We start from the raw sequence: 21997 nt of genomic DNA, 5'->3' as shown, positions 1-21997 counted from the left end.
GAAGCACTTGGAGCAGACAGTCATCACCGATCGAGATGGACGAGGGGGACGAGGTGGAACTGCGACAGCTCCAGTACTTCGTGGCGGTCGCGGAGCACGGCGGGTTCGGCCGGGCCGCCGAGGGGCTGAACATCGTGCAGTCGGCCGTGAGCCAGCAGATCCGCAGGCTGGAACGGGAGCTCGGCGTGACGCTCTTCGACCGCTCGACCCGGCACACCCGGCTCTCCGCCGCCGGTGAACGCCTGCTGCCGGAGGCCCGGGCGGCACTCGCCGCCGTCCGGCAGGTCGGCCTGGTCGCCGAGGAGGTGCGCGGCGGCCGGGACGGCGTCCTGCGGCTCGGCACCGTCCAGGCCCCCGGTGACCGGTTGTACCGGGCCCTCGCCCGACTTGCCGACAGCGCGCCACGACTGCGGGTCCGGCTTCGACGGGCCTCCCCGGCGGAACGGCTGGCCGCGGTGGAGCGGGGCGAACTGGACGCGGCCCTGGTCCGAGCCGCCGCCCTCCCGGACCACCCCGGCATCCGGCTGTTCCCGGTGTGGCACGACCCGCTGTACGCCGCCGTACCGGCAGGCCACCCCCTCGCGGCGCAGCCCGAACTACACCTGGAGCAACTCGGCGGCCTGCCGATGCGGTTGGCCGCCCGGGAACACAACCCCCCGTTCCACGATCTGGTGACCGCCGCCTGCCGGGCGGCCGGCATCGACCCGCCGCACAGGGCGCCCTTCACCGGCCTCCAGGAGACCCTGGCCGAACTCGGCGGCGACGCGGAACCGTCCTGGACGGTCTTCTACGAGATCACCGGCCTGCCCCGACTCCCCCATGTGGCCGTCCGCCCACTCGTCGGCCCGACCGTGACCACCTCACTCGCCGTCCCCACCGGCACCGCCGTCCCCACCGGCGCACCCACCGCCGCCGTGCGCCTGTTGCTGCGGGCCTTGGAGAACTGAGCCCCGAGGAATCGAGCCCTGGAGAAGTGAACCTTGGAGAAGCGAGGACTGGGGAAGCGAACTCGGAGAAGTAGGCCCCGGCGAAGTGGGATTCGGAGGTGGGCCCCGGAGAAGTGGCCGCGAACACGGAGAGCCTCAGGAACCAGGGGAAGATCATCGTCAACAAGCCGCCGGAGGTCGATCCCAAGGAGATCGTCATCGGAGGGTTCATCCCCATCTGGCATTGAGTCGATCCCGGAGAGAACGCCCATGACCCGTCCGTCCACCCGCCGGTCCACCGCCGGCACCCGGCTGCGGCGCCTCCTGGCGGTGACGCTGATGGCCGCCACCCTTGGAGCCTGCATGTCCAGCCCCGGTACCGGGAAGAACGACCCCCTGCCCGTCAAGTCCCGTGAGGAGGCCCTCGACTGGACACGCCAGCTCCTGACCCACCTGGCCCAGACCGCCGGCATCCAGATCAACAGCGAACCGGAGCAGGCCACCTTCAGTCCGTGCGTCGGCAAGAACGGCGAATCGGCGCCCGACGACCGGTTCACCCTGCTGCATTTCCTCCACAGCGACGTTCCCGCCGCCCGGCACAACGAGGTGCTCCGCAGCGTCCGGGACACGCTGACGAAGGAAGGCCTGACGGTCACCGTCTACCGTGAGGCGACGGACGCGAAGCCGTACGCCGCCTTCTCCGCCCGCCACCCCCAGAGCCGGTACGTCACCGGTGTCGACAGCACCGACGACACCCGCATGGCCCTCAGCGTCACCACCCCCTGCCTGATGCCGCCCACGACCTCAGCCTCCCCCACGCCGTAGGCACGTCACCTCCACGGGTGAGGCCGCGGTCCAGAGGCCCTCAGCCCAGCAGCGCGGGGGCCAGCTCGCGCCACTCGCGGTCGGGCAGCGCGGCCGGGTCGGCGGTGAGGACCTGGATGCAGACGTGGTCGGCGCCGGCGTCGAGGTGTTCGCGGACGCGCCGGCGGATCGCGTCGGCGTCGCCGTGGGCGACGATCGCGTCGACCAGGCGGCGGCTCGGGCCGCCCACGATGTCCTCGTCGCCGAAGCCGAGGCGGCGGACGTTGGCCTCCTGGTGGGCGGCCATCGCCACGTAACCGGCCACGTGGGCGGTGGCCAGTTCCCGGGCGCGGGCCGGGTCGGTGTCCAGCACGACGGCCTGCTCGACGCCGAGAAACGCGTCAGGCCCCATCAACTCCCGCGCGCGCAGCGTGTGTTCGACCGGAACGAAGTACGGGTGCGCGCCCCAGGCGCGTTCGGCGGCAAGCCGGAGCATCTTCGGGCCGAGAGCGGCGAGCACGCGGCGGGGCACGGGTTCGGGTACGGGGCTGTGCGCGGGGACGGCGTCCATCGCGTCCAGGTAGGCGGTCATGGTGGCGACGGCCCGGCCGCGGGCCGGCATCGGGTATCCGTCGAGCCGGTGGACGGTGTCGTCCACCCGGTGGCCGCCGAGGCCGAGCAGATAGCGGCCGGGGAAGGCCTCGCCGAGGGTGCGGGTGGCGGTGGCGGCGGCGATCGGGTCGCGGAAGGCGATGTTGGCGATTCCGGAGGCGACGGTGATCCGCCGGGTCGCCGACAGCACCAGCCAGGCCTGGCCCGTGGTCTCCCGGCCGAAGGCCTCGCCGAACCAGATCGCGCCGTACCCGGTCTCCTCGATCTCCGCGGCGGCCTCCCGGACGCGGCCGGCGGGCTGGGCGTCGAAGGCGAAGGTCCAGATCCCGACCTTGCCGAGTCCGTTCCGGGCGGTGTCCGTCATCGGCTGCTCTCCGTCATCGTTGCTCCTCGAAGCTTGTCCGTGATCGTCAGGGGCAGGGCGCGGCGACGCGGCGCAGGGCACGGCGACGCAGGGCACGTTGCACACAGCGGCGCGCCGAAGGGCTGATCCGGAGAGGCTCTCCGGATCGCTGAGGACTACAATACGGAGAACCGCTCCGCTTGACCACTGCCCACCCACCCGGGAACGACCGCCCGTCCCGGGAACCTCCATCCACCCGGGAACGACCGCCCACCGATCGCGAGGACTCCGCCCATGCCCCCGACGCAGCGCACCGACGCCCGGCGCAACCGCGAGCGGCTGCTCGCCGCCGCCCAGGAGGCGTTCGCCGAGGCCGGCGCCGAGGCCTCGCTCAACGAGATCGCCCGGCGCGCCGGCGTCGGGCCGGGCACCCTCTACCGGCACTTCCCCCACCGGGCCGCGCTGCTGGCGGCCGTCCTACAGGAACGCGTCGACCGACTCTGCGCCCGTGCCGACGAGTTGGGAACCACCGAGCCCGCCGACCGGGCCCTCGCCGAGTGGCTGCGTGCGTTCATCGCCCATGCGCGCACCAACCACGGCCTCGGCGGCGCGCTGCTACTGGAGGCCACCGACGCGCTGGGCGCGGACTGCCACCGCCGGATCGAGGACGCTGCCGCGGCCGTCGTCACCCGCGCCCAGCGCGAGGGAACGGCCCGCCCGGACGTCACCCCGCACGACCTGCTCCGGCTCACCCTCGGCATCGCCCTCACCGCCACCGGAACCGGGCCGCACGACGATGCCGACGCCGACGCCGACCGTCTGCTCGCACTCGTCCTGGACGCCGCACACGCCCCGGCCCGCTAGGCGAACCCGAACGTCACCCGAACACAACCGGAGCACGCGCACGCCGCGGCGGCCGACGCCGATCACCCTCGCCGCCGACGGGGGCGGCAGCGCCGTGCCGTCGTCGACGGCCTCGGGGCGACGCCCCGGGTCACCGGGGCTTCAGCCCGTCCATCACCAGCCCGAACAGGTGCTCTCGACGCTCGGCGAGCGCGGGGGCCTGGTCGGTGGCCCAGCTGAGGGCGTTGACCAGGGTGAACAGGTCGACGGCGGTCACGTCCCGCCGGACGCCACCGTCCGCCTGGGCTGCCTCCAGGAGTCGACCTCCTGCCCGACGCATCGTCACACATGCGGCATGCAGGGGGGATTCCTCATCCGCGAGGGTGGCCATCAGGGTGGCGGGAAGGCCTTGATAGGCACTGGCACCGAGGGTGAACTCGTACAGCCAGTCGGTCAGCGCGCGCGGGGGCGGGGCGGAGGCGGCGAGGGCGTCCGCGCGTTCGGCGAGCTGCTCGAAGCGGTGGTGCAACAGGGCCTCCAGCAGGGCTTCCCGGGTGGGGAAATGCCGGTAGAGCGTCCCGAGACCCACCTCGGCGCGGCGGGCGACGTCCCGGAGCGACGCCTGGGTGCCCTGTTCGGCGACGACCTCCGCAGCCGCCTCGAGGACGCGGTCGCGATTGCGCCGGGCGTCGGCGCGCGGGGCGCGCGGCGTGCCGACGGACGGCAAGCCGGCGGACGACGTACCGAGGGACGGCGTTCCGGCGGGCGACTCGCCGCCGGGCGGATCAATGGGCATGCGAATCCTCATCATTGACAAGTGGATCAGTGCTCCGGTTTCATTTTCCGGAGCGGTGCTCCGGATTCTACCCGGGGCACTCCACCATGCGATCGGGGAGGAACATGGACACGGAACGCAGCACCACGAAGGACACGGCCGCGGAAGACACCGGCCCGGAGACGATGCACGCCGTCCGCCTGCACGCCTTCGGCGAGCCGGAGCAGCTCGTGTACGAGGAGGTGCCCCGACCGGAGCCCGGACCGGGCGAGGTGCTGGTCCGGGTCCACGCGGCGGGCGTCAACCCGCCCGACTGGTACGCGCGGCGCGGCTTCGAGAACCTCCCGGTCGAGCTCCGGCCCGACTGGAAACCGCCACTGGTCCTGGGCAGCGACATCTCCGGCACGGTCGTGGCACTCGGCGAGGGCGTCACGGACTGGGAGCCGGGGGACGAGGTGTTCGGCCTGGTCAACTTCCCCGGCCGGGCGGCCGGTTACGCCGAGTACGCCGTCTCGCCCGCCGACCACCTGGCCCGCAAACCGGCCGGTCTCGGACACGTCGAGGCAGCGGCCGTGCCGATGGCCGGACTGACGGCCCATCAATTGGTCTTCCGCCATCTCGCGGGCTCCCCCGGCGACACCGTACTGGTGAACGGCGCCGCCGGCGGGGTCGGCCACTTCGCCGCCCAGCTCGCAAAGGTGGCCGGCGCGCGGCAGGTGATCGGGGTCGCCTCCGGCCGTCACGGAAGGTTCCTCACCGACCTCGGCGTGGACCGCTTCGTCGACTACACCCGGACTCCGGCCGAGGAGGTCGTCCGTGACGCCGACCTGCTGATCGACACCGTCGGCGGCCCCGACGCCCACCGCCTCCTCCCCACCGTCCGGCGCGGCGGCCGGATCGCTCCCGTCTTCCTCGGCGACTACCACCGCGAGCACGCCGCCGCGCTCGGCATCACGCTCAACGAGCGGCCGTGGCAGGTCCGTTCGAGCGGTGCCGACCTCGCCGAACTGGCCGCCCTACTCGACTCCGGGCGCGTGCGCGTCGGCATCGACAGCGTCTACCCCCTCCGGCGGGCCGCTGACGCCCACCGCCGCGCCGAACAGGGGCACCTCCAGGGCAAGATCGTCCTTCGCGTCACTGCTTAGCCGTCCGTCCGGGCCCCGCCCGCGCCGACCCGGCACCCCGCCCGGCACCCCGCCCGACGGACCGCGACGCCGGGAGGCGGCACCGGGAGGTGGCACCGGCACCGGGAACTCGCGCCCGACAAACACGCCGAAGGCCACGCCCGCGGCAGGCTGCCGCGGGCGTGGCCCGGACGGGACGAAGACGGGGACGGAGACGGGAGGATCAGAACTGGGTGCTGACCGTCACTCCGCTGAAGTCGGTGTTCGCGTAGAGGCTGACGTAGCGGTAGCCGGCCGTCGGGTTGGTGACGGTGATGCTCTGCGTCGAGCCCGGGTTGGTGGAGGAGGCGGTGAAGGCGCTCGGCGAGGCCCAGGTGTCCGCGTTGTAGTACAGGTACGCGGTGCCGGTGCCCCCGGAGGTGTTGATCTTCAGGGTGCTGGTGCCGGCCGGCAGGTAGACGTACAGGTAGCTGAGGTTGCCGGCGGTGGCGGCGAGGTTGGAGCGGGAGCAGTTCTGGCCGAGCGCGTCGGTGCGCGGGTCGGTGCAGGTCGGCAGGGTGGTGCCGCCGCCGGTGCCGGTGGTGACGGTGACCGAGGCCGGGGTGCTGGCGGTCTTGCCGGTGTTGTCGGTGACGGTCAGCGCCACCGTGTAGGTGCCGGCGTTGGCGTAGCCGTGGGTCGGGTTCTGCTGGTCGGACGAGCCGCCGTCGCCGAAGGTCCAGTGCCAGGCGGTGATCCGGCCGGGGCCGGTCTGGACGGACTTGTCGGTCAGGGTGACGGTCGCGCCGTTGACCGCGGAGCCGAACAGGGCGGTCGGGCCGGCCGCGTAGCAGGCGCCGCCGGCGCAGCTGTCGAGCCAGGCGTCGAAGTCGGCGTCGTAGCCGGTGCCGACGTTGTTGTAGACCGCGTAGCCGCCCTGGTAGTCACCGGTGCGGAAGCGCGCCAGCATGGCCGAGACGTCGGCCGGGTGCTTCTCGACCATGTACCGGACGGCGAGGTAGCCCCACGGGTAGGTGCGCACCGTGTCCGAGTTGTTGTACGTGTTCTGGAAGACCGTGCTGAGCTTGTAGGTGTGCTTGGCGGCCTCGGCCATCGCCTGGGTGTCGGTGGTGCCGCGGTAGGCGTAGGACTCGTACTCGGCGACGCCCTCGATCCACCAGATGTCCGGGACGGAGATCTCGGTGGTGAAGTTGCCCTTCATGTCGTAGATGCTGTCCAGGTAGTGCGTGTACTCGTGGTTGAGGTTCCACACGTTGGCGGTGAAGCCGTCGTTCCACGACTTCTGGTACATCACGCACACGGCCTGGTTGTTGGGGTCGGTCGGGTCCATGACGGTCTGGCCGCCGTTGTTGGTGGAGTTCCCGAAGATCGCCCAGGAGTAGGTCAGGTAGTCGGCCTGGTTGGCGAAGACCGCGAGGGTGAGGGTCTTGTCGTACTGGCCGGGGATGGGGCCGTTGTCCTTCACCAGGTTGTGGAAGAAGGTGTCCTCGCCGCGCAGGCTCGCGCAGACGGCGGCCAGGTCGGCGGGCGACAGGGCCTCGGTCTGGATGGTGCGGTTGTCGCAGACCAGCTGGTTCGGCAGCACTGCCGCCGTCAGCTTCGCCGGCAGGTTGCAGGTGCCGTAGTACGAGCACTGGCCGGGGTCGAAGGCGTTGGCCTGGTACGCGGTGTGGACGTACAGCGGGCCGGTGACACCGGTGATCTGGCTGGCGTCGAGCACCGCCTTGACCTGGCCCTTGACCGCGGCCTCGACGGCGGGGCCGTCACCGGCCATGCGGCCGAGGTCGTTGCCCGCGTTGGTGTCGAGGTAGGCGTTCGCCGTGCCGAGCAGGTCCTTGTGGTTGATCGCGAAGGTGCCCAGAGTGGTGGCGATGCTCGGGTCGGCAGTGACCGCCTTGACGAAGTCGCTGTTCCAGTTGCCGCGCCAGAGCGGTGCGCTGAGCACGGAGTTGACCGACTTGAGCATCTTCGGGAACGCGTTGTACGAGTTGTTGTAGCCGTTCAGCACCTGCTTGTAGACGCCCAGGTAGCCGCCCTGCAGGTTGGCGCTGTCGGTGAGGACCAGCACCTCGTTGAGCACGGTGCCGTTGTTGTCCGTGACGTCGGTCCAGTGCCGGCTCGCGAAGAAGGCGTCGAGGCCGGCCTTGGACGCGGTGGTGAGCGCGGCGTCGTACGGTCCGACGGCGGCCGCGTTGTTCGACTGCACGTACCAGCCGGCCCGCATGTAGAGCACGAGTTGGAGGATGGCGGTCGAGTTGTCGCCGGTGTAGTTGGCCGCCAGGCTCTGGAAGGCGTTGGTGACGGTGAGCATCTTCGATTCCTTGAAGATGTTGCCCGCGTCGGTGCCGGTGACGTTGAAGAGGGTGTTGACGCAGTCCAGGGTCGAGCCCTCGACGAAGGAGACCAGATCGGCCCCGCTGCGGCTGCCGAAGTCGGCCGGCGTACAGCTCTGCGCGGTCGCGGCGCCGCCTGCGGCGGCCGCACCGGCGGGCGCCGCGCTCAGCGGGCCGGCCGCACCCGCGGCGGGGCGGGTGGAGGTGCCCGGCTTGGCCGGGGGTGTCTGCCGCGTGCCCGGACGCGGCGCGGTCTGCACGGCGGTACCGGCCGGCTGGCCCATCACGACCTGGCCGAGCAGCGCCGGCGGCAGCGGCTTGGCGACGGGGGCGATGTCCTCGGACGGGTCCACCGTGAGGAAGGCCCCGAGCGGCTTGGGGACGGCCGAGCCGTCGTCGGCCGCCTGCCGGGTGGTGGCGGACTGCTGGTCGGCGGAGTACTGGGCGGCGGCCGAGGGCCGGGAGGCCTGGCCGGCGGCGGCGAGCGCCGGGACCGGCAACAGGGTGGCGGTGGCGGCACAGCCGGCGACGAAGCCGGCCATGAGCGTGGGAAGGGGTATGCGGAGACGCACGGTGGGTCCTTCTCCTGTGGGGGGAGGGCGCTGGACGACTGCCGAGGCATGGGGGAATCCGACGCGATCGTCCCAGTCGTCGAAGGTTCAGAACAATGTCACAGGTCATATGACATTTGTTCCACCGGCCATAACACGGCTCCCGGACACGGCCTCCAGGACACCGCCTCCCGCCACCGCGGAGGAACGCAGCACACCCTCGGCCCGGCATGCCCTCGGCCCCGAACACCCGGCCCGGCACGCCCCCGCCCCGCCCCGCGCTACGGCCGGGTCGGCCGGTACGTCCGCGCGGCCCAGGCCTGGAAGGTCGGCGAGGCGGCGATCAGATCCCGGTACGCCGCGGCCGCCGCACCGAACAGGGTCTCCACCACCTCCCCGCTCACCCCACCGGGCCGCCAGACCAGCAGGTGGCGGACCCAGATCGGCGTCCCGGCAAGCGGTTTGACCACGACGTCGGCGAGCGGCCGGGTGGTCGCCTGGACGACGGAGATCCCGAGCCCGGCGGCGATCATCTCCTGGAGCTCCAGCCGGCCGCCGAGGAACTCGTGCACGGTCGCCGGGGCGAACCCCGCCGCGGCGCAGGCGCCGTAGAAGACGCCGTGCCAACCGGCCCCGTCGTCAGGGGTGAGGAACCAGTCCTCGTCCGCCAGGTCGACCAGGGCGATCTCGGTGCGGTGGCGGAGCCGGTGGCCCGCCGGAAGGACGACGAAGGCGGGCTCGGTGACGATGCCGCGATGGGCGACGGTCGCCGAGTGGCGCAGTTCCTGGCCCGGGTAGTCCACGGCCACGGCGGCATCCGCGTCGCCGTGCTCCAACAGGTCGACGATGTCGGAGGACCGGTAGACGGAGGTCACCGTGAACCGCTGGTCGGGCCGCTGGTGCCGGGCCCGGGTCACCAGCCCGGGCAGCATCGGCGAGTTGGTCGCGGCCAGGCGCAGCTCCCGTCGGACCGGCCCGTCGGGAGAGTCCGGGCGGCGCCCCAGACCGTCGGCCCGCACGAGAAGGTCGCGGGCGGCGGCCAGCACCTCGACCCCGAAGCAGGTCGGCGCCACCCCCACGGCCGTCCGCTCGAACAACGGCGCACCCAAATGGCGTTCGATCCGCCGCAGTTGCGTACTGGTGGCCGGCTGAGAGGCGCCGAGCAGTGCGGCGGCCCGACCGACGCTCCCGGCGTCGGCGATGGCGCACAGCACCCGAAGGTGCCGCAGCTCCAGCTCCATGACCCTCCCCCTCCCCCCACACACGACGGCCGGGCCCTCCCGGCCGACGGCGTCGGGCGGGTTCCGCCGTGCCGGTGCAACCGCACACATGACATGTCAGCGGCCAACCATCACCCCTCACGATTCACCCCGTCAAGCCCCGCCCGGGGGCCGGACAGCACCACCGGCACCACCTTTTACCTGCGCATTGTCTGCACCTGACCGCCCCGTGACCCGCCGGCCGCGCGCCGGGGGGCGTCAGTTCTCGCATCGCACTCGCGCGACGCTGAGACGCTCATGGGGCGTGTGTTCGAGTACCTCCTCGAAGACACGCCCCACTCGGTCAACTGCGTCTACCGCACCTATTCAAGCCGCCGGAGGACATCGTCCGGATCGCCCTCGTCGAGGATCCCCTCGAACACGTCGACCATCGCCTGGACGCCGGCCTCGCGGACGGTCACCAGGTCATCGCACTGGAAGTAACGTCCTCCGAGACCTTCTCCGGTCCCGCGCCACCTCCCCATGACGCGCGAGATCTCGTCCAGTGTCATGAAGGTGGCACTCCACCGTCTGCCGTCGGGAAGGATCAGCTCGGCGTCCACGTTGTCCACGCTCTCCACCGTGTCGTCCGCCCCCAGCATGAAGACCGCGTCGAAGCGGGGCGTTGACACCTGATGCAGCGGATCAGCGCTTCCCATAGATCTACATCAACCTTCCGATTCGCCTGTCTGTCGGGGTCCGCCCAGCCGCCGCCTGCCCGCCCCGGGCCGCCGGCGGGGCGGGCGTCACTGGCTGCGCTGCGGCTCCCGGTCGGGCCCGCCGTTGCGCGACCGCCTGGCGCGGAACTCCGCCGCGAAGGCCGTGGACAGGGGCAGGGCGACGGCGGTCAGCCCCAGTGCCGACGCGGCCGGGGTGACGTAACCGGGAACGGTGTCCACGGTGTAGTCGCGCCCGCCGGGGACGTGGCAGACGAAGTCGAGCGGCAGGTAGTGCACCTCGTAGCCGACCACCTCCATGGCCTTCTCGTTCCCGGCCGCCCGGCAGGGCCGGATCGGGGCGGAGCCCGCCCCGCTGTCGTCCGCGTCCATGACGGCCATGCCGACGTGCAGCGCGCCCCAGGTGTACATCGCGGCGGCGCCGGCTCCGGCCAGGGCGGCGAGACCGTGAACGGTCCGGACCCCTCCCTCACGACGGCGGGCCAGGGTGGTGCCGCCGTACCCGATGAGGCCGAAGGCGATCACCGGCCCGGCCAGGATGATCAACAGAAGGACCACGGCCCACCCCTTCCCTCGGGCGCCGTCGGCCGACGCCCGCACAGCTGGATCATAGGATCACCCGATCAGCGACGGCTCGATCCCACAACTGTTACGGGTGCGCCGGTGCCGCCGGAGCCCGGTCCCGGGCCGCCTCCCTGGTCCACCCCGGGCCGGCGCCGAGTCCACCCCGGCCCGGCTCCGGACCCTGTGGGGTTCACGGCTCAGCCGCAGGCCGCCGCCCGGTTCAGGTCGGTGAACACCTCGCTGGAGTCGACCTGTCCGTACAGGCCGCCGGCCGTGACGACCTGGCGGCGGCCCGCCGGATCGCCGAAGAAGTAGGAGACGTTGCCGCGGATGCCACCGAGGTGGCCCCAGAGCTCGCCGCAGCCGACCACGTCGAAGCGCATCAGGCCGAGGCCGTAGGCCACACCGAAGTGCGTGTCGACGGTCCGCTTCATCTCCGCCAGCTCGGCCGGTCGGAGCAACCCGCCCCCGAGCAGGGCGGATTGGAAGCGCGCGAGGTCGGCGGCGGTGGAGATTCCGGCTCCGGCGGCGCCCGCGAGGGACGGGTTCATCAGCGTGGCGTCCACCGGCCCCGAGGCCAGCACGAGGTACTGGTGGGCGTGCGGGCCGGTGAGCAGCGGCGAGGTGGTGGGCATCGAGGTGTCCCGCAGGCCGAGCGGGCGGATGATCCGGCGCTCGACCTCCTCGTTCCAACTCCGGCCGGTGGTCCTCTCGATGAGCATTCCGGCGAGCAGGTAGTTGGTGTTGGAGTAGTGGAAGTCCCGGCCCGGCGCGAAGTACGGCGCGTGCGAGGTCGCGTCGGCGACGATCGCCGGGGCCGAGAACGTCCGCCAGCGGCCGACCCGCACCCACTCCGCCAGTCCGGCCTGGTCCACCGGGACGTACTCGGGCAGGTCGTTGTAGTTGAACAAACCGCTGGTGTGGTTCAGGAGTTGCCGGACACTGATGCCCGCGCCGTTCGGGACCACTCCCGGCAGGTACGTCTCCACCGGCGCGTCCAGGCGGATCCGGCCCTCGCCGACCAGTTGGAGCACCACCGTCGCGGTGAAGGTCTTGGTGATGCTGCCGATCCGGAACCGTCCGTCGGGGTCGACCGGTCGCCGGCCGGACAGGTCCGACACCCCTGCCGCGCCCTTCCACACCGTCCGGCCGTCCGCGACGACACGGGCGAGGTCCCAGGTCACCGCACCACTGTCGACCACCGCCTGCAACTCACCCTGCAGGCCCTGCAATCCCTCCAAGCCCTGCGACCCTCGCGCTGCTTCCGGCGCTCCACCCGGGGCCCCAGCCGCCTGCGGTGCCACGCCCGACTGCGACATCGAGGCCGACTTCGCCCCCACGGCCGACTTCGCCTCCACGGCCGACTTCGACACAGCGGGCGACTGAGCCGCCGAGGCCGGCGGCGCCGGAACGCCGGTCAGCCCGGCACCGACCACCAGCGCCACGGCCGCCGTCCGAAGCCCGGCGCCGCGACCAGCCGTCACTGCTCCCCCACCCATCTGCGACCTCCCGATCGAGTTCGTGGCGCCGCCCGCCGAACCGGGCTGGCTGCGCACGGACTTGACGCTACCGACCGGGTCGTCCTCGAACAGTGGAGCCGACTCGACGATCCACCGGCAGTTAACCACCGGTCGGCCGCGCGCCGGCCCCCGGTCCGCTACGCCCGGATCCGGTCGGTAGAGCCCCCGGCTCCGGTCCGCGACGCCCCGCTCCGGTCCGCCGTGCCCCGCTTCGGCCGGCCCCTGCCCGAAAGGGCAACCCGCGCCGCCCTTTCGGGCAGGGGCCACCACCGGCCATCGGGGCCATTTTCATTGCGGCGGCTCCGGTGCAGGTCACCGCCGGTCCGCACGGTGGCGAAGGTGTCATCCGGCCGCCCCCGGACAAGGGTTGACACCGCAAGTTGGTCTAGTCCACCTTAGGAGAAAGCAAGTTCGACGAGGCGGCAAGCCCTGGCCGGACGCCCTTCCGGACACCGGAGTTGGCCCACGACTCCGCATGTCCGCCAACGGCGTCAACGAGCCGCAACGGGCGCCCAGCACCAGAAGGAGGAAGGAACCCCGGCCCTGTCTCCGCGCACGACCGCAGCCCTCGCGGCACCCGCAGCAGCAACAGCGGAAGCAGCAGCGACGGCAGCCGCCGGCGGACAGTGAGAAACGGCCCGGGAACCGCCAGTACCGCAACCTCCGGCCGGCCGACGCCCCTCCCCCGTCGAACGCTCGACGACGAATCCGCACTTCCCGGACCCTCAATTCCCGGACCCACATTGCCCGGACCCACGTTGCCCGGATCCGCACACCGGATCCGCACGCCGGGTCCGTCACACCGGGTCCGTCACGCCCGCCTCCGTACCCACCCGCATCCACCCCGGCCCGCGACACCGCGTGCAGCCGGGCACCACCGCCTGCCCGCACACGCGGCCCGCCGCACGGAACGCCAACCCGGAACGCCAACCAGGAACACCCAGCGGGAACGTCCGCACGCAGCCGCCCGCATGCCTCCGCACGTACGCACGTTTTCACACACTCACGCACACCGTCACCCACGCAGCCACGCACCCACCACGACCCCACCGCCAGGCCGCAGTTCCCCCTCTCGGCCGCGCCTCCCGCCACTCCTCCCACCCCTTCCCCTCCCCCTCACCTCCTGGCCGAACGAAGCATCCCGATCCTTGGAGTGATTGCATGCCGACCCCTGACGGACATCTCTACCGGGCCGCGTCGGACCGTCCGTACTTCAGCAACGACGGCGAGGCCTACCTCGCCCGGACGCCGCTGAAGGACATCGAGAAGTCGCGGCCGCTGCGCGTGCTCTCCGAGGACGACTTCACCTTCTGGCAGACCTACGGCTACGTGATCGTGCGGGAGGCGATCCCCGCCGGGGCGGCCAAGCGCCTGCTGGACTTCGCCTGGGACTTCCAGGGGCTCGACCCCGAGCGGCCGGAAACCTGGTACGAGGAGCGGGAGTTCCGTGACGAACTGGACGAGCACCTGTACGTCTACGGCTTCGTCGAGGCGTACCAGCACCAGCTGATCTGGGACAGCCGGCAGGCGCAGCGCGTCTACGACGCGTTCGTCGACATCTGGGACTGCGAGGAGCTGTGGGTCACGCTGGACCGGCTGAACCTCAACCCGCCGAACGTGAAGAACCGCGACCGCGCGCTGATCGAACCCACCGACCGGGGCTTCGACATCGAGCTGCACTGGGACGTCGACACCACGCAGGGCATGCTGCCGCAGCGCGTCCAGGGCATCATCGCGCTCAACGACACCCGGCCGGACCACGGCGGCTTCCAGTGCAACCCGGAGCTGTTCCGGCGGTTCAACCAGTGGCAGGCGGCCCAGCCCGCCGACCGGGACCCGATCCGGCCGGCGGTCGACCGCTCCGAGTTCCCGGTGGTCCGGCCCGAGCTGAACGCCGGCGACCTGCTGATCTGGAACGGCATGCTGGCCCACGGCGTGGCCCGGAACACCTCGGCGAGCGGCGTCCGCGCGGTGCAGTACCTGTCGATGATGCCGGCGCTGGAGGAGCACGAGGAACTGAAGCGCTCGCGGATCGCTTCCTGGCGCGACCTCTCGACGCCGACCTGGAACAGGACGCTGGTGGGTGACGCGCGCCGGCACGAGTCGCTGCGCTACGGCCGCGCGGAGCTGAGCGCCCTCGGCGCCAGGCTGCTCGGCCTCGACTCCTGGCACACGGACACCTCCGCCGGCCGCGAGCAGGACGCCGAGTACTCCGCCGGACACCGCGAGCTGCAGGGCGCCGAAGGGTGAACCGGAGAACCGGCATGCACAAGATCTGCCTGACCCTGCCCACCAACCGGCCCTGCGCCGCCACCATTTCGGCGGTCGGCGAGGAGGCGGCCTACGCGGCCGAGCAGTTCGGCGTCGAGGTCCACCTGCTGATCCTGGACTCCTCCGACGAGCCGACGTTCGCCGTGCACGCCAAGGCCGCCGCCGCCCTGCCCGACCTGCCGGGCGTCACCGTCCACCACCTCGACGAGACCCGCCAGCGCACCTTCCTCCGCGAGGTGATCCACCGCTCCCACACCCCCGAACCGGACACCCTGCTCGACCTCATGCTCCCCGACGCCGTCTCCTACGGCGCCTGCACCAACCGCGCGTTCCTGCTCGCCACCGCCCTCGGCTGCACCTCCGTCCACCGCCGGGACTCCGACAGCGCCTACCAACTCCACAACGGCGAACCGGTGTTCCCGATCCACCACGAACTGCTCTCACTCGGCAAACGAGCCGCCGACGCGATCCCCGGCGTCACGCACAACACGCTCGACCCGGTGCACGCCGAGAAGCCGGTCGCCCTGGTGGGCAGCTCCTTCGTCGGTGAACTCTCCGTCGACATCGGCGAGATCAGGGCGCTCGACCCCGCCCTCCACTACGAGGTCGTGGGCCTCTGGGCGCCGACCGGGGCGTCGGAGGCGGAGAGGCGGGACCTGGTGGACGAATCGTTCACCGGCGCCGGCACCGAGCCGTTCACCGCCGACCGGTCGGTGCTGGACCTTCCGGACATCTGGCGGGTGGACATGTGCAACCTCGGCCTCGACCACGAGGTGTACGAGCGCGTCCCACTGCCGCCGGCGACGGACACCATCGGCAGCGACTACTTCCTCCTCCACGTGGTCCGCGACGCCACGCTCCCCGGCGTCGTCCACAACCGCAACATCGTGAACTACTACACCCCCGAACGGCGGACCGGCCCCGGCTTCACCGCCTACCAGCTGCGGTTCGCCAAGTTCCTGCTGTCGATGCTCTACCTCTACCCGGTCTACTCCGACATGGAGGAGGCGCTCGGCGACCTGCTGGACGAGGAGCACCACGTCCGGGCAGACGTGATCCTCGACTCCGTCCGGCGCAGCACCGGCACCGACCGCGCCGAGAACCACCGCCGGCTGGACGTCCTCGACCGCAGCTACCGGAAACTCGGCGGCAAGTACGCCGAATTCGCTGAGCACCTGGCACCCCGACGCGAACGACTGCTGGACGAGGCGCAGGCCGACGCCGAGTCCTTCGCCCGGCTGATCGAGGCCTGGGGCCCGCTGGTCGAGGCCGCGCGCGTGACCGGAGTCCCCGCCGGACGGAGCGGCGCCGTCGACGGCCCGCACGGGTACCGGTAGCCGGGGCGAGCCGGAAGGAAGTTACTGACGATGCATCAGAACCAAGCCCTGCGCGCCGCCCTGGCGTCGGCCGACGACGACCGGATCTTCTACGACCTGGACGGGATAGCGGGCCAGTACGCGACACTGCTGGGCGAACTTCCCGGCATCGCCGTCCGGTTCGCCATGAAGGCGTGCCCGGTCGACGAGGTGCTCGCCCGCCTGGCCGAGCTGGGTGCCGGCTGCGACGCGGCCAGCCCGTACGAGATCGGGCAGGCGCTGCGGGCCGGCGTGCCGGTCGGGCGGATCCACTACGGCAACACCATCAAGTCCGACCGGAACATCGCCGAGGCCTACCGGCTCGGCGTCCGGGACTTCGCGACCGACAGCCTGGCGGACGTGGCGGCGCTGGCCGTCCACGCCCCCGGCGCCCGGGTGTTCTGCCGGCTCGCGACCACCGGTGAGGGGGCGCTCTGGGGTCTCAGCCGGAAGTTCGGCTGCTCGGCCGAGGACGCCGTCCTCGTCCTGGAGGCGGCACGGGCAGCGGGGCTGACCCCGTCCGGCCTCTCCGTCCACGTCGGCTCGCAGCAGATGACCTCCGGGGCCTGGCGGAGCGCGCTGGACGAACTGGCCGCCCTGATCGAGACCTTGAACGGCCGGGGCATCCTGCTGGACCACGTCAACCTGGGCGGTGGTCTGCCCGCCCTCGGTGTCCTCGACAAGCGGGGGCAGCCGCTGGACCCGCCGCTGGACAAGATGTTCGCCGTGATCCGGGAGGGCATGCAGCACCTGCGGGAGGTGTCGGCCTCACCGCTGGAGTTCCTGCTGGAGCCGGGCCGCCACCTGGTCGCCGACCACGGCGCCATCCGGGCCCACGTCTCCCGCCTGTCCGCGCGCCGGCAGCTCTCCGGGGAGCGGGAGCACTGGCTCTACCTGAGCTGCGGCAAGTTCAACGGCCTGTACGAGATGGACGAGTTGCAGTACCGGCTGGAGTTCCCCACGCACCCGGACGGGCACCGCGTCCACGCCGTCGTCGCAGGCCCGACCTGTGACAGCGACGACGCCTACGCCCACGAGGACGGCCTGGTCCGGGTGCCGGCCGCCGCGGCCTCGGGGGACCCGGTCTGGATCTTCTCCTGCGGCGCGTACGCCACGGCCTACACGACCCAGGGCTTCAACGGCTTCCAGCCGCTTCCGTACACCTGCATCCGCGGCGGCGACGCCTCGACGGGAGGTTCCGAGTAGATGTCCGACGAGATCCGCATCCGCCGGCTGGCCGCCGGCGACTGGGACGGTGTGGTCGCGCTGGAGGAGCGCGCCTACGCCGCGAGCGGCCTGTCCGAGGGCCGGGCCGCCCTGGAGTCCCGGGGCCGTGCCTCGCCCGGCTCGTGCTTCGCGCTGGAGTACCGGGGGCGGTTCGGCGGCTACCTGCTCGCCCTGCCGTACCCGCTGTACCGGTGCCCGGACCTGAGCCGGTCGGAGGAGCAGGATCGGGAGCCGGAGCCGGAGCGGGAACAGGAACAGGTGCGGGAGCAGGAACAGGAGCGGGTGCGGGAGCAGGTGCGGGCCGGGACGAACATGCACGCACACGACCTCGTCATCGCCGAGGAGTTGCGCGGCCGCGGGCTGGCCCCGCTGATGCTGGACCACCTCGCCGGGACCGCACGGGCCCAGGGGTACGCCACCATCTCGCTGGTGGCCGTCCGGGGCAGCGAGGTCCTCTGGGCCCCGCTCGGATACCGGGCCAACCCCGAGGTCGTGCTCCCGGAGAGCTACGGCGACCGCGCGCTCTACATGTCGATGCCCCTCGGGCCCCGCCCGGGGACGGCCCGCGCCGCCGCCCCCGTGACGGCCCCCGCCACCGTCCCGGCCGGGAGCACCGGGCACACCAACGACCCGCTGGTCGGGTCACCACCGAGAGTCGAAGTGGGCTGATGCACATGTTCCGCGTTCGCGATGACTACCGCCGGGCACAACTGGCCATCGCCGCACTGTTCCTCTTCCTCGGCTTCCAGTACGCGACCTGGGTCTCGCGCCTTCCGGCGCTCCGTACCCGGCTCGACCTGAGCGAGGCCCGGATCGGTCTGCTGCTGATGGTCTGCGGCGTGGGCGCCGCCGTCTCCTTCCCGCTCGTCGCGGTCCTGATGAGGCGACTGGGCTCCCGCGTGCTGGCCTCCGTCTCGGCGCTGGCACTCGGCGCCGTCCTGCTCGCCCTCTCCGTGGTGCCGAACTACCCGGTCGCCCTGCTGGTCCTGTTCTGCGACGGCGTCGCCGTCGGCTGCCTGAACGTCGCGATGAACGCGCAGGGCGCGGCGCTGGAGGTCCGGTTCGAGCGGACCTCCATGTCCCGGCTGCACGCGACGTTCAGCGGCGGTTCGCTGCTGGCCGCGCTGCTCGCCTCGGGCGTCAACGCGTTCACCTCGACACTCGCCGTCCACTTCGGCCTGGCGACCGTGCTGCTGGTCCTGGTGCTCGGCCTCGCCCAGCCGGGACTGCTCCGCGAGGAGCGGCCCGCGGGGGAGACCGCCGGGGCAACCACGGGGGAATCCGCGCAGGACACCGCGGACAAGCCTGCGGAGGATTCGGAGGATGCGGAGGAGAAGCGCCGCAGGTTCTCCCTCCCCTCCCGGGTGACGATCTGGATGGGCCTCGCCATGGTGTTCGGCACCGTCACCGAGGGTGCGATGAACGACTGGTCGGCGCTCTACCTCAAGGACGTCGTGCATGCCGCGCCGTCGCTGGCGCCGATGGGCATCGCGGTCGTCTCGGTGATGATGGTGCTGGCCCGGATCTTCGCCGACGGCTGGCGCACCCGCATCGGCGACGGCCGGATCGTGCGGGCCGGCAGCGTGCTGGCCGGGGCCGGCCTGGCGCTCGCCCTGCTGGTCGGCGGCCTGGTGCCGACGCTCATCGGCTTCGCCTGCGTCGGCGTGGGCATCGCCGCCGTGACCCCCTGCGTGTACGTGGCGGCGGCGCGGCAGGGCTCCGACGCGCTGTCCCTGGTCGCCGCCATGGGCACCACCGGCCTGCTGGCCGGCCCGGCCGTGATCGGCTTCATCGCCAACGCCGGCAGCCTGACCTGGGGCATGGGCGCGGTCGCCGCCTCGGCGGTGATCGTCTCGCTCTGCGCCACCCAGATCCGCTGGCCCGCGGTCAAGGACTCGACGCTCAAGGACTCGACGCTCAAGGACTCGACGGCCAAGCACTCGACGACCAAGGACTCCACGACCAAGGAAGCCGCGGTCGACGAGGCAAAGGTCAACGAGGCTACGGCCGAGCAGCCCGCGGTCACGGAAGCCCTCACCGAGGCCTGAACCGTCCGCCCCGCCCGACGGGCCCCGCCCCCGCCCGATGGGCCCCGCCGGGCGGGGCCCATCCGCCGAGGCCCACCCGACGGAGCCCATCGGCATCCCCGGTCGGCCCGAAACGCGCTGGAAGCACCCCCGCCCCGCTGGCTACTGTCGGGGGATGACCACTCGTACCTTCCGCATCATGGTCCGCGGCGTCTTCGACGGACTCACCGCCGACCAGCGCGCCGAACTCGACGCCCGCGCCGACGAGCACAGCATCCTGCGCGCGGCCTTCACCCCCGAGGGCCACCTCAGCTACGACCTCACCGCGCGTGCCGCCTTCACCTTCCGCTTCCTCGACTCCGGCGAGGCGGAGGAGGACGTCCTGGACGCGACCGAACGCGCCGAGGAGGCCGCGAAGGCCTGGCTCGCCGGGCGCGGCTACGGCTACAAGAACCTCCGCTCGCAGGCCGAGGACCTCTCCCAGGCCGCACTCGGCAAGCGGCAGCGCCGCGCCGCCGCCCGCACCGACTGACCTCGGATCCCCCACCCCCTCCCCCTTCGCCGTCCTTGACTGCTCAGCCCGCTGATATGGTTGAGTAGTCAAGGAGGTGGCAAGTGAGTGAGACCCTGGACGCGTCCCTGCGCCTGCTGCGCGCACAGGCGGCGCTGGTGAAACGGTTCGACGCGGCCCTGAGCGGCCTGCACGGCGTGAGCCTGGCCGACTTCACCCTGCTGCTCCGCCTCGGGCAGGCCCCCGGCGGCCGGCTGCGCCGGGTCGACCTCGCCGAAACGCTCGGCCTGACCGCCTCCGGCGTCACCCGCGGACTGGCGCCGCTGGAGCGGATCGGTCTGGTGACACGCGAGTCGGACGCGCGGGACGCCAGGGTCGCCTACGCCTCGCTCACCGCCACCGGCCGCGAGCGGCTCAGCGACATGCTCACCACCGCCCGTCAGGTCGCCGACGAGGTGTTCGCCGCACCGCGGTGGAGCCCGCAGGACGTCGCCCTGCTCTCCGAGCTGACCACCCGCCTCGGCGGCACCGGCCTCGCCGGCACGGGCCTCGACGGCGCCCGTCCCGACAGCCGCCCCGACGGCAGCGGCCGCGCCGGAACCCCGCGCCCGTAGCCACGCCGAGCCCCTCCTCCCCCTGACCGGATCGTTCCGCACCTGGCCCCGATGGTGTCTTCAGGCGCGTGTCCGTACCGGCCATGATCGAGGCATGAACAGCGCACTCGTCGTCATCGACGTCCAGGAGTCCTTCCGCCAACGGGAGAACTGGGCGGCCGTGTCCAACCCCGACATCGTCGCCCAGGTGAACCGCCTGGTCGAGTACACCCGTGCCAACGGCGACCTCGTCGTCTGGGTCCTGCACGCCGAACCGGGCACCGGCAACCTCTTCGACCCCGCCGTCGGACACGTCCGCCTGATCGAGGGCCTCACCCCCGCCGCCGACGAGCCCGTCATCACCAAGACCTCGCACAACGCCTTCACCACCACCAACCTCCAGCAGCTGTTCACCGAGCGTGGCATCCGCGAGGTGGTCGTCAGCGGCATCCGCACCGAGCAGTGCTGCGAGACCACCACCCGGGTAGCCGCCGACCTCGGGTACCAGGTCGTCTTCGTCACCGACGCGACCGCCACCCACCCCATCGAGCACCGCGACGCCCCGCCCGGGCGCAGCCTGGAGGAGATCCTCGCCGACCCGCGCACGCTCTCCACGGACGAGATCGTCTCCCGCACCGAGTACGCTCTGGCCGGGCGGTTCGCCCGGGTCACCAGCGTCGAGGAGCTGACCGGATCGTGACACGTGTCGTCTTCCTGCTCGTGCCGCAGCTGCACCTGCTCGACCTCGCCGGGCCCGCCCAGGTCTTCTCCACCGCGGCCGACCACGGCCTCGGGTACGAGATCGGGTACGTGGCCGAGCAGGAGGACGTCCCCACCGCCCAGGGCCTCGCGCTCCGGGCCTCCACCACGTGGCCGGAGCTGACCGCCGACGACCTGCTCGTCATCCCCGGCTGGCGCTCCCCCGTCCTGCGGGCCAACGGCGAACTGACATCGGCCACCCTGGCCCGCCTGGCCGCGCACCACACGGCGGGCGGCACGGTCGCCAGCGTCTGCGCGGGCGCCGACGCCCTCGGCCGCGCCGGGCTGCTGGACGGCCGCCGCTGCACCACCCACCACGACGTGCAGGACGAACTCGCCCTGCGCCACCCGCGGGCGACCGTCGTCCGCGACGTGCTGTACGTGGTGGACGACCGCGTGGTCACCTCGGCCGGCATCGCCAGCGGCATCGACCTCGCCCTGCACCTCGTCGCCGTCCGGCACGGTCCCGCGGCGGCGGCCCGGATCGCCCGCGACATGGTCGTCTACGCCCGGCGCAACGGCGACGAACAGCAGACCAGCGCCATGCTCCGGCACCGCGCCCACCTGGTCGACGCCGTGCACCGGGTGCAGGACCTCATCGACGCCCGCTTCACCACCCGGCTCGGCCTCACCGACCTCGCCGCGGCCTCCGGCGTCAGCGAGCGGACCCTCACCCGCCACTTCACCGAGGCCACCGGGCTCACTCCGCTCCGCTACCAGCAGGAACTCCGCGTCGAGCGCGCCGAACACCTCATCGCCCACGGCGCCACCGCCGAATCCGCCGCCCGGGCCGTCGGTTTCCAGGACGCCCGGATGCTCCGCCGCCTCCGCGCCCGCGGCTGACACACCGACGACCCTGCACCCCTGCGCCCCACCACCTCCGGTGCCCCCGCGCCCGTCCCGCCCCCAGCCCCCGGCCCCGG

The 21997-nt window shown here is 72.3% G+C and carries 20 protein-coding genes; 13 read left to right on the top strand and 7 right to left on the bottom strand.

All coding sequences use genetic code 11. The features are described 5' to 3' along the window. Nucleotides 1-35: 35 nt before the first annotated feature. A complete protein-coding gene (locus J5Y04_RS03495; RefSeq protein ID WP_245204205.1) occupies nt 36-947 on the top strand; it encodes a LysR family transcriptional regulator in 912 nt (303 codons plus the stop codon). 249 nt (nt 948-1196) lie between these two features. Continuing rightward, nucleotides 1197-1751: a hypothetical protein gene (locus J5Y04_RS03490; protein ID WP_209410276.1), complete on the top strand. Its 555-nt coding sequence runs from the start codon at nt 1197-1199 to the stop codon at nt 1749-1751. A gap of 40 nt (nt 1752-1791) precedes the next feature. Here the strand turns inward: J5Y04_RS03490 and J5Y04_RS03485 are convergent, their stop codons facing one another. After that, a complete protein-coding gene (locus tag J5Y04_RS03485; RefSeq protein ID WP_209410275.1) occupies nt 1792-2706 on the bottom strand; it encodes a TIGR03620 family F420-dependent LLM class oxidoreductase in 915 nt (304 codons plus the stop codon). Nucleotides 2707-2979: 273 nt separating this feature from the next. On the opposite strand from J5Y04_RS03485, the gene J5Y04_RS03480 reads away from it, so the two are divergent. Further along, nucleotides 2980-3549 carry a TetR/AcrR family transcriptional regulator gene (locus J5Y04_RS03480; protein ID WP_209410274.1) on the top strand — a complete coding sequence of 190 codons (570 nt, stop codon included), beginning with the start codon at nt 2980-2982 and terminating at the stop codon, nt 3547-3549. Nucleotides 3550-3679: 130 nt separating this feature from the next. Here J5Y04_RS03480 and J5Y04_RS03475 read toward each other — a convergent pair whose 3' ends face one another. Then, entirely contained in the window at nt 3680-4324 is a 645-nt protein-coding gene (locus tag J5Y04_RS03475; protein WP_209410273.1) for a TetR/AcrR family transcriptional regulator, read from the bottom strand. Between the two features lie 104 nt (nt 4325-4428). Between J5Y04_RS03475 and J5Y04_RS03470 the strand changes: the two genes are divergently transcribed. After that, nucleotides 4429-5448: an NADP-dependent oxidoreductase gene (locus J5Y04_RS03470; protein ID WP_245204203.1), complete on the top strand. Its 1020-nt coding sequence runs from the start codon at nt 4429-4431 to the stop codon at nt 5446-5448. A 202-nt stretch (nt 5449-5650) separates the two neighbouring features. Here the strand turns inward: J5Y04_RS03470 and J5Y04_RS03465 are convergent, their stop codons facing one another. From J5Y04_RS03465 to J5Y04_RS03445, 5 genes are all read right to left on the bottom strand, one after another. Continuing rightward, nucleotides 5651-8332, bottom strand: coding sequence for a collagenase (locus tag J5Y04_RS03465; protein WP_209410272.1), 2682 nt, complete (start codon nt 8330-8332; stop codon nt 5651-5653). A 260-nt stretch (nt 8333-8592) separates the two neighbouring features. Then, nucleotides 8593-9552 (bottom strand): LysR family transcriptional regulator, encoded by a 960-nt coding sequence (locus J5Y04_RS03460; protein WP_209410271.1) that lies wholly within the window; start codon nt 9550-9552, stop codon nt 8593-8595. Nucleotides 9553-9893: 341 nt separating this feature from the next. Further along, on the bottom strand, nt 9894-10202 hold the full coding sequence (locus J5Y04_RS03455) for a hypothetical protein (RefSeq protein ID WP_307852906.1): 309 nt from the start codon (nt 10200-10202) through the stop codon (nt 9894-9896). Between the two features lie 114 nt (nt 10203-10316). After that, complete coding sequence (locus J5Y04_RS03450; RefSeq protein WP_307852905.1) at nt 10317-10805, bottom strand: hypothetical protein; 489 nt, start codon at nt 10803-10805, stop codon at nt 10317-10319. A 203-nt stretch (nt 10806-11008) separates the two neighbouring features. Next, nucleotides 11009-12052 carry a serine hydrolase gene (locus J5Y04_RS03445; RefSeq protein ID WP_209410269.1) on the bottom strand — a complete coding sequence of 348 codons (1044 nt, stop codon included), beginning with the start codon at nt 12050-12052 and terminating at the stop codon, nt 11009-11011. 1440 nt (nt 12053-13492) lie between these two features. On the opposite strand from J5Y04_RS03445, the gene J5Y04_RS03440 reads away from it, so the two are divergent. The 9 genes from J5Y04_RS03440 (at nt 13493) to J5Y04_RS03400 (ending at nt 21917) form a co-directional block, all read left to right on the top strand. Further along, nucleotides 13493-14581, top strand: a complete 1089-nt coding sequence (locus J5Y04_RS03440) for a phytanoyl-CoA dioxygenase family protein (RefSeq protein WP_209410268.1) — start codon at nt 13493-13495, stop codon at nt 14579-14581. 14 nt (nt 14582-14595) lie between these two features. Further along, a complete protein-coding gene (locus J5Y04_RS03435; RefSeq protein ID WP_209410267.1) occupies nt 14596-15939 on the top strand; it encodes a DUF6271 family protein in 1344 nt (447 codons plus the stop codon). Nucleotides 15940-15969: 30 nt separating this feature from the next. Beyond that, a complete protein-coding gene (locus J5Y04_RS03430) occupies nt 15970-17163 on the top strand; it encodes a type III PLP-dependent enzyme (protein ID WP_209410266.1) in 1194 nt (397 codons plus the stop codon). Then, entirely contained in the window at nt 17164-17853 is a 690-nt protein-coding gene (locus J5Y04_RS03425; RefSeq protein WP_209410265.1) for a GNAT family N-acetyltransferase, read from the top strand. It abuts the gene before it with no gap. Next, nucleotides 17853-19232 carry an MFS transporter gene (locus J5Y04_RS03420; protein WP_374105943.1) on the top strand — a complete coding sequence of 460 codons (1380 nt, stop codon included), beginning with the start codon at nt 17853-17855 and terminating at the stop codon, nt 19230-19232. Before J5Y04_RS03425 ends, J5Y04_RS03420 begins: the two co-directional genes overlap by 1 nt. Nucleotides 19233-19386: 154 nt before the next feature. Beyond that, the gene (locus J5Y04_RS03415) at nt 19387-19743 is read left to right on the top strand and encodes a DUF6204 family protein (protein WP_209410263.1); all 357 of its coding nucleotides are present in this window, start codon (nt 19387-19389) and stop codon (nt 19741-19743) included. 83 nt (nt 19744-19826) lie between these two features. After that, complete coding sequence (locus J5Y04_RS03410) at nt 19827-20336, top strand: MarR family winged helix-turn-helix transcriptional regulator (RefSeq protein WP_209410262.1); 510 nt, start codon at nt 19827-19829, stop codon at nt 20334-20336. Nucleotides 20337-20430: 94 nt separating this feature from the next. Then, complete coding sequence (locus J5Y04_RS03405; RefSeq protein WP_209410261.1) at nt 20431-21015, top strand: cysteine hydrolase family protein; 585 nt, start codon at nt 20431-20433, stop codon at nt 21013-21015. Next, the gene (locus J5Y04_RS03400) at nt 21012-21917 is read left to right on the top strand and encodes a GlxA family transcriptional regulator (protein WP_209410260.1); all 906 of its coding nucleotides are present in this window, start codon (nt 21012-21014) and stop codon (nt 21915-21917) included. Before J5Y04_RS03405 ends, J5Y04_RS03400 begins: the two co-directional genes overlap by 4 nt. Nucleotides 21918-21997 lie beyond the last annotated feature (80 nt).

Origin of the sequence: Kitasatospora sp. RG8 (assembly GCF_017813315.1) — a bacterium.
Classification (GTDB): Bacteria; Actinomycetota; Actinomycetes; order Streptomycetales; family Streptomycetaceae; genus Kitasatospora.
This window is presented reverse-complemented; position numbering and strand designations above follow the sequence as displayed.